14 protein-coding genes are annotated in these 14396 nt (G+C 75.7%); 4 read left to right on the plus strand and 10 right to left on the minus strand.

Features of this window, described 5'->3' with window-relative positions:
* Nucleotides 1–39: 39 nt before the first annotated feature.
* Nucleotides 40–549, plus strand: a complete 510-nt coding sequence (locus tag KPL57_RS29400) for a VOC family protein (protein ID WP_100878790.1) — start codon at nucleotides 40–42, stop codon at nucleotides 547–549.
* A gap of 8 nt (nucleotides 550–557) precedes the next feature.
* Here the strand turns inward: KPL57_RS29400 and KPL57_RS29405 are convergent, their stop codons facing one another.
* Both KPL57_RS29405 and gabP read right to left on the minus strand, forming a co-directional pair.
* Nucleotides 558–1322: a GntR family transcriptional regulator gene (locus KPL57_RS29405; RefSeq protein ID WP_208818916.1), complete on the minus strand. Its 765-nt coding sequence runs from the start codon at nucleotides 1320–1322 to the stop codon at nucleotides 558–560.
* A 46-nt stretch (nucleotides 1323–1368) separates the two neighbouring features.
* Nucleotides 1369–2772 (minus strand): GABA permease, encoded by a 1404-nt coding sequence (gene gabP, locus KPL57_RS29410; RefSeq protein ID WP_226353952.1) that lies wholly within the window; start codon nucleotides 2770–2772, stop codon nucleotides 1369–1371.
* A 122-nt stretch (nucleotides 2773–2894) separates the two neighbouring features.
* On the opposite strand from gabP, the gene KPL57_RS29415 reads away from it, so the two are divergent.
* Nucleotides 2895–3527: a TenA family protein gene (locus tag KPL57_RS29415; protein WP_226353953.1), complete on the plus strand. Its 633-nt coding sequence runs from the start codon at nucleotides 2895–2897 to the stop codon at nucleotides 3525–3527.
* On the opposite strand, the gene KPL57_RS29420 is transcribed toward KPL57_RS29415, so the two are convergent.
* On the minus strand, nucleotides 3515–3949 hold the full coding sequence (locus KPL57_RS29420) for a hypothetical protein (RefSeq protein ID WP_226353954.1): 435 nt from the start codon (nucleotides 3947–3949) through the stop codon (nucleotides 3515–3517). The genes KPL57_RS29415 and KPL57_RS29420 overlap by 13 nt on opposite strands.
* Before the next feature lie 83 nt (nucleotides 3950–4032).
* Between KPL57_RS29420 and KPL57_RS29425 the strand changes: the two genes are divergently transcribed.
* Entirely contained in the window at nucleotides 4033–4992 is a 960-nt protein-coding gene (locus KPL57_RS29425; RefSeq protein ID WP_226353955.1) for an FAD-dependent oxidoreductase, read from the plus strand.
* A 4-nt stretch (nucleotides 4993–4996) separates the two neighbouring features.
* Here KPL57_RS29425 and KPL57_RS29430 read toward each other — a convergent pair whose 3' ends face one another.
* Nucleotides 4997–5440 (minus strand): VOC family protein, encoded by a 444-nt coding sequence (locus KPL57_RS29430; protein ID WP_226353956.1) that lies wholly within the window; start codon nucleotides 5438–5440, stop codon nucleotides 4997–4999.
* 161 nt (nucleotides 5441–5601) lie between these two features.
* Here KPL57_RS29430 and KPL57_RS29435 point away from each other — a divergent pair, with 161 nt between their 5' ends.
* Nucleotides 5602–6540, plus strand: a complete 939-nt coding sequence (locus tag KPL57_RS29435; RefSeq protein WP_226353957.1) for an AraC family transcriptional regulator — start codon at nucleotides 5602–5604, stop codon at nucleotides 6538–6540.
* A gap of 10 nt (nucleotides 6541–6550) precedes the next feature.
* On the opposite strand, the gene KPL57_RS29440 is transcribed toward KPL57_RS29435, so the two are convergent.
* The 6 genes from KPL57_RS29440 to KPL57_RS29465 all read right to left on the minus strand — a co-directional run bounded on the left by KPL57_RS29440 (nucleotide 6551) and on the right by KPL57_RS29465 (nucleotide 14395).
* Complete coding sequence (locus tag KPL57_RS29440) at nucleotides 6551–7042, minus strand: N-acetyltransferase (RefSeq protein ID WP_226353958.1); 492 nt, start codon at nucleotides 7040–7042, stop codon at nucleotides 6551–6553.
* 265 nt (nucleotides 7043–7307) lie between these two features.
* Nucleotides 7308–8885: an AMP-binding protein gene (locus KPL57_RS29445; RefSeq protein WP_226353959.1), complete on the minus strand. Its 1578-nt coding sequence runs from the start codon at nucleotides 8883–8885 to the stop codon at nucleotides 7308–7310.
* A 122-nt stretch (nucleotides 8886–9007) separates the two neighbouring features.
* Nucleotides 9008–9487 carry a YbjN domain-containing protein gene (locus tag KPL57_RS29450; RefSeq protein ID WP_226353960.1) on the minus strand — a complete coding sequence of 160 codons (480 nt, stop codon included), beginning with the start codon at nucleotides 9485–9487 and terminating at the stop codon, nucleotides 9008–9010.
* The gene (gene mshA, locus KPL57_RS29455; protein WP_226353961.1) at nucleotides 9484–10758 is read right to left on the minus strand and encodes a D-inositol-3-phosphate glycosyltransferase; all 1275 of its coding nucleotides are present in this window, start codon (nucleotides 10756–10758) and stop codon (nucleotides 9484–9486) included. Before mshA ends, KPL57_RS29450 begins: the two co-directional genes overlap by 4 nt.
* Nucleotides 10755–13664, minus strand: a complete 2910-nt coding sequence (locus KPL57_RS29460) for a sacsin N-terminal ATP-binding-like domain-containing protein (protein WP_374203855.1) — start codon at nucleotides 13662–13664, stop codon at nucleotides 10755–10757. The genes mshA and KPL57_RS29460 overlap by 4 nt, the downstream gene beginning before the upstream one ends.
* A complete protein-coding gene (locus tag KPL57_RS29465) occupies nucleotides 13562–14395 on the minus strand; it encodes a DUF3027 domain-containing protein (protein ID WP_308253049.1) in 834 nt (277 codons plus the stop codon). Before KPL57_RS29465 ends, KPL57_RS29460 begins: the two co-directional genes overlap by 103 nt.
* Between the last annotated feature and the right edge of the window lies 1 nt (nucleotide 14396).

Below are 14396 nucleotides of genomic sequence, written 5' to 3' on the forward strand. Positions count from 1 at the left end.
GTACCGTAGTCGGTTGAGAGTTCAACCAAAGGAGCAGCCGTGCCCGTCCAGCGCCTCAACCACGCCGTCCTCTACGTCCGCGACGTCCCGCGCAGCGTCGGCTTCTACCGCGACACCCTCGGCTTCCGCCCGGTCGTCGAGCTCCCGGGCGGGCGCGGCGCGTTCCTGCAGGCCGAGGGCTCGACCAACGACCACGACCTCGCCCTGTTCGGGATCGGCGCGCAGGCCGGGGCCTCGCAGGCGGGCCGCGGCACCGTCGGGCTCTACCACCTGGCGTGGGAGGTCGACACCCTCGGCGAGCTCGCCCGGATCGGCGAGCGGCTGCAGGCGGCCGGGGCCCTGGTCGGCGCCTCGGACCACGGCACGACCAAGGCGCTCTACGCGAAGGACCCCGACGGTCTGGAGTTCGAGGTGTGCTGGCTGGTCCCGGCGGCCCTGATCGACGGCGACGACCACGACATGCGCATCGAGCCGCTCGACATCGCGGCCGAGATCGCCCGCTACGGCGCGGACACCCGCGGCGGGATCGGCGTCTCGGTCCCGGCCTGAGCCGCGCCTCAGCCCGGCTCGTTGAGGTCCACCCGGTAGCCCGAGCGGGACGAGAACTGGGCGGTGACCGAGAACCGGTCGCCGCGGACCAGGGTGTGCCGCCACTCCACGGGGCGCCCGGCGGACAGGCCGAGCCGCTCGATCGACAGGGCGGCGACGCCCTCGTCGATGCCGAGCAGCTCCCGCTCGCCGCGCCCGGGCAGCACGGCTCGGATGTTCTCCATGCCGCCGTCGACACGGATCCCGCAGCGGCGCCGGTACTCGGGGTAGATGCCGGTGTGGGTGAAGTCGACGTCGAGCAGCGGCGCCGCCAGCTCCTCGGGCAGCCACACCCGGTCGACGGCGAGCGGCTCGGCGTCGGCGAGACGCAGCCGCTCCAGGTGCACCAGCGGCGTGGACTCCTCCAGCCCCATCCGGGCCGCGACCACGCCGTCGGCGCGGACCTCGAAGGTCCGCACCACGCTGCGCTGGGTGCGCCCGGCGGACTCGACCGCCACGTAGAGCGAGTACGGCTCGTCGAGCGGCTGCTCGATCTCCGAGCGCACGGTCGGGCGGGCGACCCGCCCCCGTCCGGCGACGACGGCGCCGTCCTCCCGCAGCCGGCGCAGCGCCTCGCGCACGGTGTGCCTGCTGACCCCGTAGTCGGCGGCCAGCGCGAACTCGCCGGGCAGGGCCTCGTCGAACTCGCCGTCGGACAGCCGGCGGCGCAGGTCCGCCAGCAGCTGCTGCCACAGCGGCATCGCCCCGTTGCGGACCAGTGCTCGCGCCGTCATCGCCCCACCCCCTCGCGCGTGATCACCGTAGGCGAGCGCCGTGGGGTCACCGCACGGCGGCCCGCGCGCGACGCCGGGTGAGCAGCACGCCGACACCCACGACACCGGCCGCGATGAGCGCGGTCATGCCCAGCTCGAAGCGCGAGCCCTCGCGGGTGGCCATGTAGACGAGCACCACCGGGATCACGACGATCACCGCCCAGGTGAGCACCGGGTAGCCCCACATCCGCACCGGCATCGCGACGCCGTCGCGCTCCAGCACCCGGCGCATCCGCAGCTGGGACACCGCGATGACCAGGTAGACCAGCAGCGCGATCGCGCCGGAGGTCGCGAGCAGCGCGGCGAAGACCTCCTCGGGGAAGGCATAGTTCGCGATCACCGCGACGAACCCGACCAGCGTCGACCCGAGCACCGCGAACCGCGGCACGCCCTGGGAGGTGGTCCGGTTGACCAGGTCCGGGGCCTGCCCGCGGCGGCCGAGCGAGAACAGCATCCGCGACGCCGTGTACAGCGCCGAGTTCAGGCAGCTGGCGACGGCGACGAGCACCACGACGTCGACGATCAGCTTGGCCGACGGGACGCCCAGCGCCTCCAGGGCCGCCTGGTAGGAGCCGACCTCGGGCAGCCGCGGGTCGTTCCACGGCACGATCGCGACGACGAGCAGGATCGAGGCCAGGTAGAACACCGCGATCCGCCAGATCACCGAGCGGGTGGCCCGGCCGATCCCGCGGGCCGGGTCGCCGGACTCCGCGGCCGCGATCGTGACGATCTCGGTGCCCATGAAGCTGAACATCGTCACCAGCACCGCGGCGACCACCGCGCCCGGCCCGTTCGGCAGGAACCCGCCCTCGGACACCAGCCGGGACAGCCCCGACACCGACGAGTCGTCGCCGACGAAGCCGGGCAGCAGGCCCAGCACCGCCAGGACCCCGACGACGATGAACGCGATGATCGCGACCACCTTGAGCAGGGCGAACCAGAACTCGAACTCGCCGTAGTTGGCGACGGAGAACAGGTTGGTCACCGTCAGCAGCACGGTGACGGCCAGCGCCCAGCCCCACTGCGGCACCCCGGGCAGCCACGAGTTGAGGATGACCGCGGCCGCGGTGGCCTCCACCGGGATCACGAGGACCCAGAACCACCAGTACAGCCAGCCGACGGTGAACCCGGCCCACGGCCCGATCGCCCGGTCGGCGTAGGTGGAGAACGAGCCGGAGTCCGGCTGCGCGGCCGCCATCTCGCCGAGCATCCGCATGACCAGCACGACCAGCGTCCCGGCGAAGAGGTAGGCCAGCAGCACCGCGGGGCCCGCGGTGGCGATCGCGCTGCCGGAGCCGATGAACAGCCCGGCGCCGATCACCCCGGCGATGCTGATCATCGTGACGTGCCGGTCGCGCAGCCCCGCCTTCAGCTCGCCACCGGCCTCCGGCCGGTTCGCGGTCTCCGTCATGGCGCCTCCCCCTCCTCGGTGCCACAGCCGGCGGTGGCCGGTGCGTTGCGCAATGGTCACCCGGGCGTCGCCCGTTGTCACACCCCGGGCCGCGTCCGGGGGCGGCGCCTAGCCTGGGCGGCATGGGATTCAGCGCGCAGCTGCGCGAGTCGACGGCCGCGACCTGGGACGCGGCGGTCGGGCACCGGTTCGTCGACGAGCTGTGGTCCGGCGCTCTGGACCGCGGCGTGCTGCGGCACTACCTGGAGCAGGACCTGCAGTTCGTCGACTCGTTCCTCGCGCTGCTCGGCGCCGCCGTCGCGACGGCCGACCGGCCCGGCCCGCGGGTCCGGCTGGCCCGTCAGCTCGGGCTGGTCGCGGGCCCGGAGAACGACTACTTCGAGCGCTCGCTCGGTGAGCTGGACGGGAACACCGAGCCGGAGCGGACCGCGCCGACCGTCGGGTTCGTCGACCTGATGGACGAGGCCCGCGACGCCGGGTACGCCGAGACCCTGGCTGTGCTGGTCGTCGCCGAGTGGCTGTACCTGGACTGGGCGACCCGGCCGGGCGCCACCACCCCCGACGACCGGATCTCCCGCGAGTGGATCGAGCTGCACCGCGGCGTCGAGTTCGAGGAGTGGGTCGCGTTCCTGCGCGACGAGCTCGACCGCGCCGCCGACCGGCTCGACCCCGTCCACCGGGAGCGGGTCGCGGCGCTGTTCGTCCGCGCGGTGGACCTGGAGCTGGCGTTCTTCGACGCCGCCTACCCCGGCTGAAAGCCGACGACGGCCTTCACGACCTGGGCCCGGGCGACGACGACGCCGTCGCAGACGGCCGTCACCGAGGTGAACGCGGACCGGCCGGTGCGCCGGTCGAGCGTTCCGCGGAACGCGACCTCCCGGCCCCGCGGGGCCTGCGCGGGCAGCGTGACCGCGGTGGACACCGACACCGCGTGCTCGGCCTCGGTAAGGTGCGGCAGGACGGCGAGCAGCGCGGCCACCTCCAGCCCGACGGCCAGCGCACCGGCGTGCGCGCCGCCCGCGCCGCCGTCGGCGAGCTCGTCGACGGTGAACGCGACCCCGGCGGCCGGGTCGGCGTCGTCGAGCAGCCGGGCGCCCAGCGCGGCCTGCAGCGGGACGGCGAGGACGAGCGCGGCCCGGCGGGCCAGTGCCGGGCCGGTCAGCAGCGGTGCGGTCACCGGGCCGAGTGTGCGCCCCGGGGGTGGCCGGGCGCCGACGTCCGGATGACGATCCGGGGCCGGTGGCTGCGAGGATCGCCGGCATGGGAGGCAACCGACGGGCGGTGGTGGTCGGCGCCGGGATCGCGGGCCTGAGCTGCGCGGTCCGGCTGCGGGAGCGGGGCTGGTCGGTGCGGGTGCTGGCCGACGCGCCGGGGGAGGCGTCGACGTCGCACCTGGCCGCGGCCGTGTGGTTCCCGACCCGCGCCGGGCCGCGGGACAAGGTCCTCGACTGGGGCCGGCGCACCTTCACCGAGCTGGCCCGCCAGGCCGCCGACGGCGTCCCCGGCGTCGTGATGCGGGAGTCGCTGACCCTCTACCGGGCCGAGCCGGAGCCGCAGTGGTGGGCCGACGCCGTCGGCGAGGTCCGCCCGGCCCGGCCCGGCGAGCTGCCGCCCGGCTACGCCCACGGCCTGCGCTTCACGGTGCCGCTGGTCGAGATGCCGGTGCACCTGCCCTGGCTGGCCGCCGAGGCCGGGCGCCGCGGGATCGTCCTGGAACGCCGCCGCGTCACCTCGCTCGACGAGGCCGGGCGGGACGCCGACCTCGTCGTGCACTGCTCCGGGATGGGCGCGCGCACCCTGGTCGGTGACACCACGGTGACCCCGGTGCGGGGGCAGATCGTGCGCGTCACCAACCCCGGCCTGACGATGTCGGTCCGCGACGAGGCGCACCCCGGCGGACGCGCGTACGTGCACCCCCGCGCGCACGACTGCGTCCTCGGCGGCACCCTCGACGACGGCGTCTGGGACGCGACGCCGGACCCGGCCGCGGGCGAGGCGATCCTGCGGCGCTGCCGCGACATCGTCCCCGCCCTGCGCGACGCCGAGGTCCTGGAGCACCTCGCGGGCCTGCGCCCGGCCCGCCCGGAGGTGCGGCTGGAGGCCGAGCCCGCCACCGCGACCCGGCCGCGGGTGATCCACGACTACGGGCACGGCGGCTCCGGCATCACCCTGTCCTGGGGCTGCGCCGACGACGTCGCGGACCTCGCCGACGCCCCCTGACCGCTCACACGATGCAGAAGTCGTTGCCCTCCGGGTCGGCCATCCACAGGTGGTCCACATGTGGAGAACTCGGGGACAGGTGCTCCTCGACGACCCGGGCGCCGAGCGCACACAGCCGCCGGGCCTCCGCCGCCAGGCGCTCGCCGCGCAGCTCGGCGGGCAGGTGTCTGCCGCCGGAGACCTGCAGGTCCAGGTGCAGCCGGTTCTTCACCGTGCGCGGCTCGTCGACCCGCAGGAACGAGATCCGCGGGCCCGCGCCGTCCGGGTCGCTGATCGCGGCGACGTCGCCCCACTCGTCGGCGGGCACCTCGTGGTGGACCATCCACGCCTCCCAGGTCTCGAACCCGGTCGGCGGAGGGGCGGCGGCGTAGCCGAGCGCGGCGCTCCAGAACTCCGCGAGCAGGCGTGCGTCGGCACAGTCGACGGTGATCGTCCAGGGGGTCGCCATGGGTGGAGGCTACGGCCGGGCCCCGACCGTTCCACGGTGACGCGGGTCGCGCCGACGCCCGGTCACGGGGTAGCTTTCCGCATCCGATCACCCGGTGCACCGGTGGAGGGCGAGTGAACGGACAACCGCCCGGCAACGGAGTGCGACGTCTGAGCCTCCGCATGGGGTCGGCGGCCGACGTCGAACGGTTCGCCGCGGAGTTCTACGCGGGCGCGGTCGTCCGGCCGATGGGCGACGGCCGCGACTTCGAGGTGGGGAACGAGACCGTCGCCGCCCCGGGGTTCTCGCTGAGCGACCTGTGGGTCACCGCCGAGATCGACGCGACGGTCGACCCGGTCGAGAACGACTTCATGATCGACCTGGTGCAGGGCGGGCGCATGCGCCTGGACACCGAGGCGTACGGCACCGTGCTGCTGCAGCCCGGCGACGTCGGCGTGCTCCCGCCCGAGGGCCGCTTCCGGGACCTCGCCGAGGACATCGACCTCGACGTCGTCGCCCTCGACACGGCGGCCCTGACCCGCTGGGCCGGGCAGGTGCACGGCGTCGCGGTCGACCGGGTGCGGCTGTCCGGGATCACCCCGCTGAGCGGGGCGCACGCGCAGCGCTGGGCCGCGACCGTGGTGCACGTGCGCGACCGGGTGCTCGGCAACCCGATGCTGCTCGACGGGTCCGTCGCCGTCGACGAGGCGTTCGGGCTGCTGGCGTCGCGGTTCCTGGAGACGTTCCCGAACACCGTGCTCGACGAGGTCACCCGGCGCGGCCGGACCCGCACCCCGGCCCTGCCCGCCCGGCTGGTCCGCCGCGTCACCGAGCACCTGCGCGCCCACGCGCACCGCCCCGTCGACCCCGCGGAGCTGGCCCGGCTGACCGGGGGCCCGGCCCGCGCCGCGGTCGCAGGGCTGCGCCGGGCCGGGACCGACCCGGGCGCCGTGCTGTGGCGGGCCCGGCTCGACGGCGTGCGCGCCGACCTCCGCGCCTCCGGCGACGCGACGTCGGTCGGCCGCATCGCGGGCCGGTGGGGCTTCCTGCGCCCGGGCGGGTTCCGCGTGGCCTACACACGCGCCTTCGGCGAGACCCCCGAGCAGACCGCGGGCCGCTGACCCGCGCCCGTCACGCCGAGAACGACGTGCGGGCCTTGGTCAGGTGGACCAGCTCGTAGGTGCCGGCACCCGTCCGGTGCGTCTCGACGTAGCCGGCCCGCCGGTACAGGCGGAGGTTGCCCGCGCTGTGCTCACCGGTGAACAGCGCGACCGTCGTCACGGCGTCGCCGAGCCGGCCCTCCGCGAACGCGAGCAGCCCGGACCCGAGGCCTGCGCCCTGCCGGTCCGGTGCGACGACCAGGCGGTTCACCCGGGCGACGTCGCCGCGCACCTCGACCCGCACGGCGGCGACGAGCCGCCCCCGGTCGTCGCGGACGCCCCAGGCCGTCACCGAGGCGCGGCCGAGCTCCTCGCGGACCGCGGGCAGCTCCTCGGTCAACGGCGGGAGGGACAGGTCGTCGTGCGCCCGGGCCTCGGTGACGTAGGCGGCCCGCTGCAGCGTGAGGACCTCGCCCGCGTCGGACGGGCCGAGTCGCACGGGGGTGGGGGCGTCGGCGGTCATGGGTACAGGACAGCACGCCGGCGCCGCCGCCCCGCGGATCACCGCGCCCGCCCCACCGGGTTCGGACGCCGGTGTGCATCGAGCCGGCGTCGATCAGTACCTGAGTGCTGTCCGGCCGGGTCGCGACAGCGCTCATGTACTGATCGACGTCCCGGATCCGTGCCGGCGGCTCGGGTGCGGAGCCCGGGGAAGGTGTGTCGACGACGGGACGGCGCCGCCCCCGCATCGCTGCAGGTCACGGCGCCGTCCCGGCCGGTCATGCGGGTCAGGCCTTCTCGTTCTCCCGGGCCCGCAGGTCCTTGCGCAGGATCTTGCCCGAGGCCGACTTCGGGATCTGGTCGATGAACTCGACCACGCGCACCTTCTTGTGCGGCGCGACCTTCTCGGCGACGAAGCTCATGACGTCGTCCTCGGTCAGGTCCTCACCCGAGGCCTGCTTCACCACGAACGCTTTCGGCACCTCCTCGCCGTCGGCGTCCTTGACCCCGATGACCGCGGTGTCGGCGATCTTGTCGTGGGTCAGCAGCAGCGCCTCCAGCTCGGCGGGCGGCACCTGGTAGCCCTTGTACTTGATGAGCTCCTTGACCCGGTCGACGATCGAGTAGACGCCCTCGTCGTCGACGACGGCGATGTCACCGGTGTGCAGGAAGCCGTCGGCGTCCTTGGTGGCGTCGGTCGCCTCGGTGTTGTTGAGGTACCCGACCATCACGTTCGGGCCCTTCACCCACAGCTCGCCGCGCTCGCCGACGCCGACCTCCTTGCCGGACTCCGGGTCGACCAGCTTGCACTCGATGTTCGGCAGCGCGAAGCCCGACGAGTTCAGGTCGAGGTCGCCGCGGTCGTCGGGCATGCAGTGGCTGACCGGGGACAGCTCGGTCATGCCGTAGCCCTGCAGCACGGTGCAGTCCAGCCGCTTGGCGACGGCGCGGCCGAGCTCGCCGTCCAGCGGGGCGGCACCGGAGAAGATCGTCTTCACGCAGGACAGGTCGAACTTGTCGATGATCGGGTGCTTGGCCAGCGCGACGGCGACCGGCGGGGCGATGTAGAGCCGGTCGACCTGCAGGTCCTGGGTGATGGTCAGGAACTGCTCGAGGTCGAACTTCGGCATGGTGACGACGGTGGCGCGCGCGTGCAGCCCCTGGTTCATCATCACGGTCATGCCGTAGATGTGGAAGAACGGCAGGAACGCCATGATCTTGGTCTCGCTGGTCACGTCGCCCATGACCTGGATCTGGAGCAGGTTCGCCACCAGGTTGCGGTGGGTCAGCACCACGCCCTTGGCCAGGCCGGTGGTGCCGGAGGAGTAGGGCAGCACCGCGGTGTCGTCCGCGGAGGTGGTGAGCTCCGGTGCCGGCGCGCCCGAGGAGACGAGGTCCCGCAGCGAGTCGTGGCCCTCGGTGGCGTCGATGGTGAGGACGACGTCCTCCGACAGCCCGGCCTCCTTCGCCCCGGCCACGGCGCGGTCGAGGAACGGCGAGACGGTGATGACCATCTTCGCGCCGGAGTCCTTGAGCTGGTGAGCCAGCTCGCCACCGGTGTACATCGAGTTCGCGCTGGTCACGATGCCGTTGGCGCGCAGGATGCCGTGGAACAGCGCCGCCCACTGCGGCAGGTTCGGCGCGAACAGCGCGACGACGTCGCCGGTGCCGATGCCGCGGGCGGCGAGCCCGCCGGCGATCTTCTCGACCAGGCCGTGGAACTCGGTGTAGGTCAGCTGGTCACCGGTGGTGCCGTCGAGGATCGCCGGCGCGTCCGCCCGGTCGCCGAACCCGTCGGCGAACAGGAACTCGGTGAGCGAGACGTCGGGGATCTCGACGTCCGGGTACGGGCTGCGCAACGACAAGGTTCGCTCCTTCGCGAGGTCCTGCGGGCCGGACGTAACGGACGTCCGGTCGGGGGTCCGCGCCATGCTAGGCGCACCCTCCGTGTGCCGTCCGCGTAGCGCGGTGAAAAGTTACCCGTGGGTCACTGGAAGAGGTGCTCGAACGCGGCCAGGTTCGCGGTCGACTCGCCGTTCTCGCTGCGCCAGGCGTACTCGCGGCGGATGGAGGAGGCGAAGCCCAGCTCCAGGAAGGTGTTGAAGTCGCCGTCGGCGGCCTCCAGCACCGAGCCGAGGACACGGTCGAGCTCGTCCGCGGTGACGGCGTGGCGCGCCAGCCGCCCGACGAGGTGGATGTCCCCGACCCGGTCCAGGCAGTAGTGCACGCCGTACAGCTTGGCGTTGCGCAGCAGCATGAACCGGTAGACGCCCTCGTGGTTCTCGTCGGGCCTGCGGCACACGAACGCCTGCACCGCGAGGGTCTGCTCGCGCAGGATCAGCCAGGTCTGGGTCTGGAGCCGGGCCTCGCCGGGGAGGGTGACCAGCCACTGCCCGGGCCCGCGGTGGACGTGCTCGGCGCCGGAGTCGGCCAGCGCGGCCCCGATCCGCTGCTCCAGGTCGCTCATACGTCCCTCCGTCGCCGCGCCGCGAACTCGGTGCGGGCCTCGTCGTAGGCGCCCAGCAGGGCGTCGGTCGTGCGGTCCCAGGAGAAGCGGTGCGCGTGCGTCGCCGCGGTCCGCCCCATCTGCTCGCGACGGCCCGGGTCGAGCGCGAGCTCGCCCAGCGCGTCGGCCCAGTCGGAGATGTCGTGCCCGGTGACGAGCAGCCCGGACCGGCCCTCGGCGACGGCGACCGGCAGCCCGCCCACCCGGGTCGCCACCACCGGCGTCCCGCAGGCCTGGGCCTCCAGCGCGACCAGCCCGAAGGACTCGTTGTGGCTCGGGACGGCGACGACGTCGGCCGCCCGGTAGACGGTCACCAGCTCGTCGCCGGCCCGCGGCGGCAGGAACCGGACGAGGTCGGTGATCCCCAGCTCGGCGGCCAGCTCGTGCAGCGACGTCGGCTCGGCCAGCCCGGACCCGGACGGACCGCCCGCGACGAGCACCACGAGGCGCTCCCGCAGCCCCGGTGCGCGCGCGGCCAGCTCGGCGGCGGCGCGCAGCAGCACGTCGGGGGCCTTGAGCCGCTGGATGCGCCCGACGAACGCCAGCACCACCGCCTCGGGGGGCAGGCCCAGCTCGGCGCGGGCCGCGGCGCGGTCCCCGGGCCGGAAGCGGTCGGTGTCAACCCCGGGCGGGATGGTGACGGTGCGGTGCGGGTCGGCGTCGTAGAGGTCCAGCAGCTGCTTGGACTCGATCTCGGTGTTCGCCACCAGCCGGTCGGCCTCGGCGACGACCTGGTCCTCGCCGATCACCCGCACCCGCGGCTCGGGGGTGTCCCCGGCGGCGAGCGCGGCGTTCTTGACCTTGGCCAGGGTGTGCGCGGAGTGCACCAGCGGCACCCCCCAGCGGTCCCGGGCCAGCCAGCCGACCTGACCGGACAGCCAGTAGTGGGAGTGCACGACGTCGTACCAGCCCGGGTCGTGGCGGGCCTCGGCCCGCAGCACCCCGGCGGTGAAGGCGCACAGCTGGCTCGGCAGGTCGTCCTTGCCGAGGCCCTCGAAGGGGCCCGCGGCGACGAACCGGACCGTCGCGCCCGGCTCCAGCTCGACCGTCGGTGGCTGCTCCGACGACGTGGCGCGGGTGAAGATCTCCGCCTCGACGCCGCGGCGGGCCATCCGGATCGCCGTCTGCGCGACGTAGACGTTCATCCCACCGGCGTCGCCGGTGCCGGGCTGCTCGGTCGGGGAGGTGTGCACCGACAGCACCGCGACCCGTCGGGGCAGTCGCTCACTCACCGGAGCATCCTGACACGGCGCCGGACCGCCAGCGCAGCCACCAGCGCCCGCAGCGGGTCCGCGGCGTGCCAGTCGTCGCCGCGGCCGGGCCAGGCCGGGACGGTCACCGTCCCGCCGTCGTCGAGGTCGACGACCAGCTCCTCGTGCCGGTGCAGCCGCCCCGGGGGCGCGGTCTCCCCCAGCGCGGCCAGTGCCAGGACGACCTCGGGGTCGGCGGTCCACGGGCCGGGGGTGCCGGTGCCGCGGGCGGTCCCGGCGACCCGGTCCGAGGCCAGCGGCACGTCGAGCAGTTCCGCGAGGGCGGCGGGGTCGGGCCCGCCGGGGACGGCGGGCAGCGCGTCCAGCGCGGGCAGCACCCACGGCGCGTCGAGGACGACGGCGCGGTCGGTCGGCGCGACCGACCCGGTCACCGTGCGGACCCGGTCCGGCGGGTCGACGTCGTCGAGGTCCACCCGGCCGTCGGCGACGGCCGCGGCGAGCGCGGAGTAGGCGGCCGCGGCCACCTCCCCGGTCACCGTGCGGGCCGGGTCGGCGAGCCGGTCGAGCAGCTCGGTGACCTCGTCCGGCCCGTCGACGACGACCCGGTCCCGGACGCCGACGGCGGCGAGCACCGCGTCGTCGACTCCGGGCAGGGCCCCGACCTCGTCGTAGAGCCCGGTCAGCCCGGTCGCCGAGCGCAGCCGCCACGTGCCGGCCAGCCGGCCGTCGAGGCGGACGTGGCGCGACAGCCACCAGGCGGTGTAGCCGGTGAGCGCTGCGGCCCGGGTGTCGCGGTCGCCGGCGAGCAGGGCCAGCGCCGCGGGCCAGCGGTCGTCGGCGACGAGGTCGAGGTCGCGGACGGCGGGCGGCGGGTCGCCGTCGCCGGGGTAGTGCTCGGCGTCGTGCAGCACGTCGGGGTCGAACGCGACGACCGTGAACCGGTCCAGCACGCCCGCGGCGACCAGGGCGTCGCGGGGCACGTCGGCCCACTCCGGCCCCAGCACGCCCACCGGGGCGTCCGGGTCGAGCAGGTCCCGGACGGCGGCGTCGGGCAGGACGAGCTCGTCGGCACGGGCGGGGCGGCCGTCGTCGTCGGTGAGGGCGAGGGCCCCGAACCGCGGGTCCGGCGCGGCGGCGGGGGTGTCGAGCAGGGCGAGGACGGCGCGGGCCGCCGCGGTGGTGTCCAGGCCCGCCTCGGCGTCGTCGACGGACCGCTCGACGGCGGCGTGCAGCGCGGGCGCGTCGAGCAGGGTGTCGCGGTCGGCGTCGGCGGCGCCGAGGCGGCGCAGCAGCGGGTGGACGGCGTCGGGGTGGGCGATCCGCAGCTCGGGGAGCGCCGCCGCCCCGGCCGGGTCGCCCCCGACGGGGAGCAGCACCGAGGCGGGTCCGGGCACCAGGCGGCCGTCGACGAGCGGGACGGGCAGCGCGCCCAGCTCGGCGGCCAGCCCCGGGACGGTGTCGGCGGCCGGGGCGAGCGCCGCGTACAGCTCCCGCCATCGGCCCGGATCCACCTCGACGCCGGTGAGCCGCTCCGCCAGCGCGGCGGGGCCGACCCGGTCCACGCCGAGCCCGGCGGGCGGGACGACCCCGGACGCGACGAGCCGGGCGAACGCCGGACCGGTCGCGGCGAGCAGCTCGGGCAGCCCGTCGGCGGGCACGTCGAGCCACTCGGCCCGCTCCGGTGCGAGCACGTCCGCGTCGCCCGTGGCGGCGGGGAGCCACGGGGTGCGGGTCAGCGCCGCGGTGACCGCCTCGCGCAGCCGGCCGTCGAGCGGCGAGCGCGGGAAGCCCGGCTCCGGCACCAGGGCGGTGCGGTCGGCGGGGCCGACACGCCGGACGAGGTCGGCGTAGGCGGCCGCCGCGGCGTCGACCAGCACGTCGACGCCCGGGTGGTCGGCACGGATCCGGCGGCGGTCCGGGTCGAGCGGGAACGGTGCGACCAGCCGGGCGGGCAGCGACAGCTGCTCGGCGCTGCGGGTGGGGGCGTGCAGGACCTCGCCGTCGTCCGGGCCGTACGGGGCGGGCCGGTCGCCGTGCAGCGGCAGCGCCCAGCGGACGCCCGCGTCCCCGGTGACCAGCAGGTACCCGGCGTCGCCGACACGCACCCGGCCGTCGCCGAGGTCGGTGCGGGCGACGGTCACCGGGCCCGCCGTGACCGACTCCAGCCCCGGCAGGGCCAGCAGCAGGTCTCCGGCGGTGCGGGCGAGCTCGTCGAGCAGGTCGTGCGGGTCGGTGCCGGGCGCCGGGCGCAGCCGGACCTCGGTGGCGAACCCGGGCGGCGGCGGTTCCTCCTCCGGCGCGGGCCAGGCCAGCCGCAGCACCGGCACCCGGGCGTCGCGGGCCAGCTCGGCGGCCGCGGCACCGCCCAGCCCGGCCACCTCCACCGCGGTCCGGGCCGCGGAGAACGCGACGCCGCCGGCGGCGGTCACCAGGCGGGGCGCGGTGCAGACGGCGAGGACCGCGGCGAACCCGACGCCGAACCGGCCGGTCGCGCCGGCCGCGTCCCGCTTGGCCGAGGCGCGCAGCGCGGCGAGCGCGGCGACCCCGGCGGCGTCGAGCGGGGCACCGGTGTTGGCGACGCGCAGCTCACCGTCCACCACGACGGCCCGGACCCGGCCGGGAAGGTCCGCGGCGAGCGCGGCGTCGGCGGCGTTCTGGAGCAGTTCGGCGACCCAGGTGTCGGCGTACCCGCCGCGGCGCAGGTCGTCCTCGGCGTTGACGTCCTCCCGGAACCGGGTCGGCGACGACGACCAGGCCGCCAGGACCCCGTCCCGCAGCGCCGCCGTGCCGAACGGGTCGGTGCCGCCCGCGACGCCGGTCGGGCTCAGGACCCGACCGGCTCGAGGTCGACGCCGTCGTCGTAGACCAGGGCCGAGACGTGGACCGGGGAGCCGGACGGCTCGGCGACCGAGGAGTGCGCGCCGCAGCCGAAGCCGACGGCGACGACCTGGGCGTCGGCCGGGGAGGAGCCGTTCGCGCAGACCCCGAACACGCCCTGCAGCGACCCGGCGAGCGGCACCAGGAACCCGCAGGTCCCGCAGGACGCGGGCGCGGACCGGGCGAGGTCGGCGGCCGGGCCGCGCTCCCCGTCCTGCCAGCGCTCGGCGGCGGCGATGCGGCCCTCGAACGACAGCACCCGCTCGCGGCCCAGGCCGACCTCGCGGGCCAGCGCGTCGACGGCCGGGTCCCCGGAGTCGACGTATCCCGGCACCAGGCGGGGGTCGTCGGCCGGGGTGGGCAGCAGGTCGCCGGGCTTGAGGTCACCGGGGCGCACGCGCTGGTCCCACGGCACCCAGTCGGGCGCGACGAGTGCGGTCGAGCCGGGCAGCAGCACCGACTCCGAGACCGTCACCGGACCGTCACCGGCCGCGGCGGCGACGGTGACCGCCCAGCGCCAGCCGCGGTAGCCGGGCAGGTGCGCGGCGAAGGAGTGGGTGACCGAGCCGTCGTCCTCGACGGTCGTGCCCAGGTGCGCGCCGACGGCGGCCACGGCCGCCTCGCCACCCAGCTCGTCGGCCGCCTCCTCGACGGCCGCGGCCCGCGCCTCGTCCACCGCGTCGAACAGGTGCGACGGCGCGGGTGTCACCCGGGGCTGCGGCGTCTCCGCCCGCTCGTCACCGGAGTCGCCGACCTCGACACCCACCTCACCAGTGCTCACC

This window comes from Pseudonocardia sp. ICBG601 (assembly GCF_020496245.1).

Coding starts and splice junctions, on each gene's coding strand:
- KPL57_RS29435 (WP_226353957.1), top strand. CDS start 5,602: ATGGGGTCGGCGGCCGACGTCGAACGGTTCGCCGCGGAGTTCTACGCG.
- KPL57_RS29450 (WP_226353960.1), bottom strand. CDS start 9,487: ATGAGCGACCTGGAGCAGCGGATCGGGGCCGCGCTGGCCGACTCCGGC.
- KPL57_RS29425 (WP_226353955.1), top strand. CDS start 4,033: ATGGGAGGCAACCGACGGGCGGTGGTGGTCGGCGCCGGGATCGCGGGC.
- KPL57_RS29440 (WP_226353958.1), bottom strand. CDS start 7,042: ATGACCGCCGACGCCCCCACCCCCGTGCGACTCGGCCCGTCCGACGCG.
- KPL57_RS29415 (WP_226353953.1), top strand. CDS start 2,895: ATGGGATTCAGCGCGCAGCTGCGCGAGTCGACGGCCGCGACCTGGGAC.
- gabP (WP_226353952.1), bottom strand. CDS start 2,772: ATGACGGAGACCGCGAACCGGCCGGAGGCCGGTGGCGAGCTGAAGGCG.
- KPL57_RS29405 (WP_208818916.1), bottom strand. CDS start 1,322: ATGACGGCGCGAGCACTGGTCCGCAACGGGGCGATGCCGCTGTGGCAG.
- KPL57_RS29430 (WP_226353956.1), bottom strand. CDS start 5,440: ATGGCGACCCCCTGGACGATCACCGTCGACTGTGCCGACGCACGCCTG.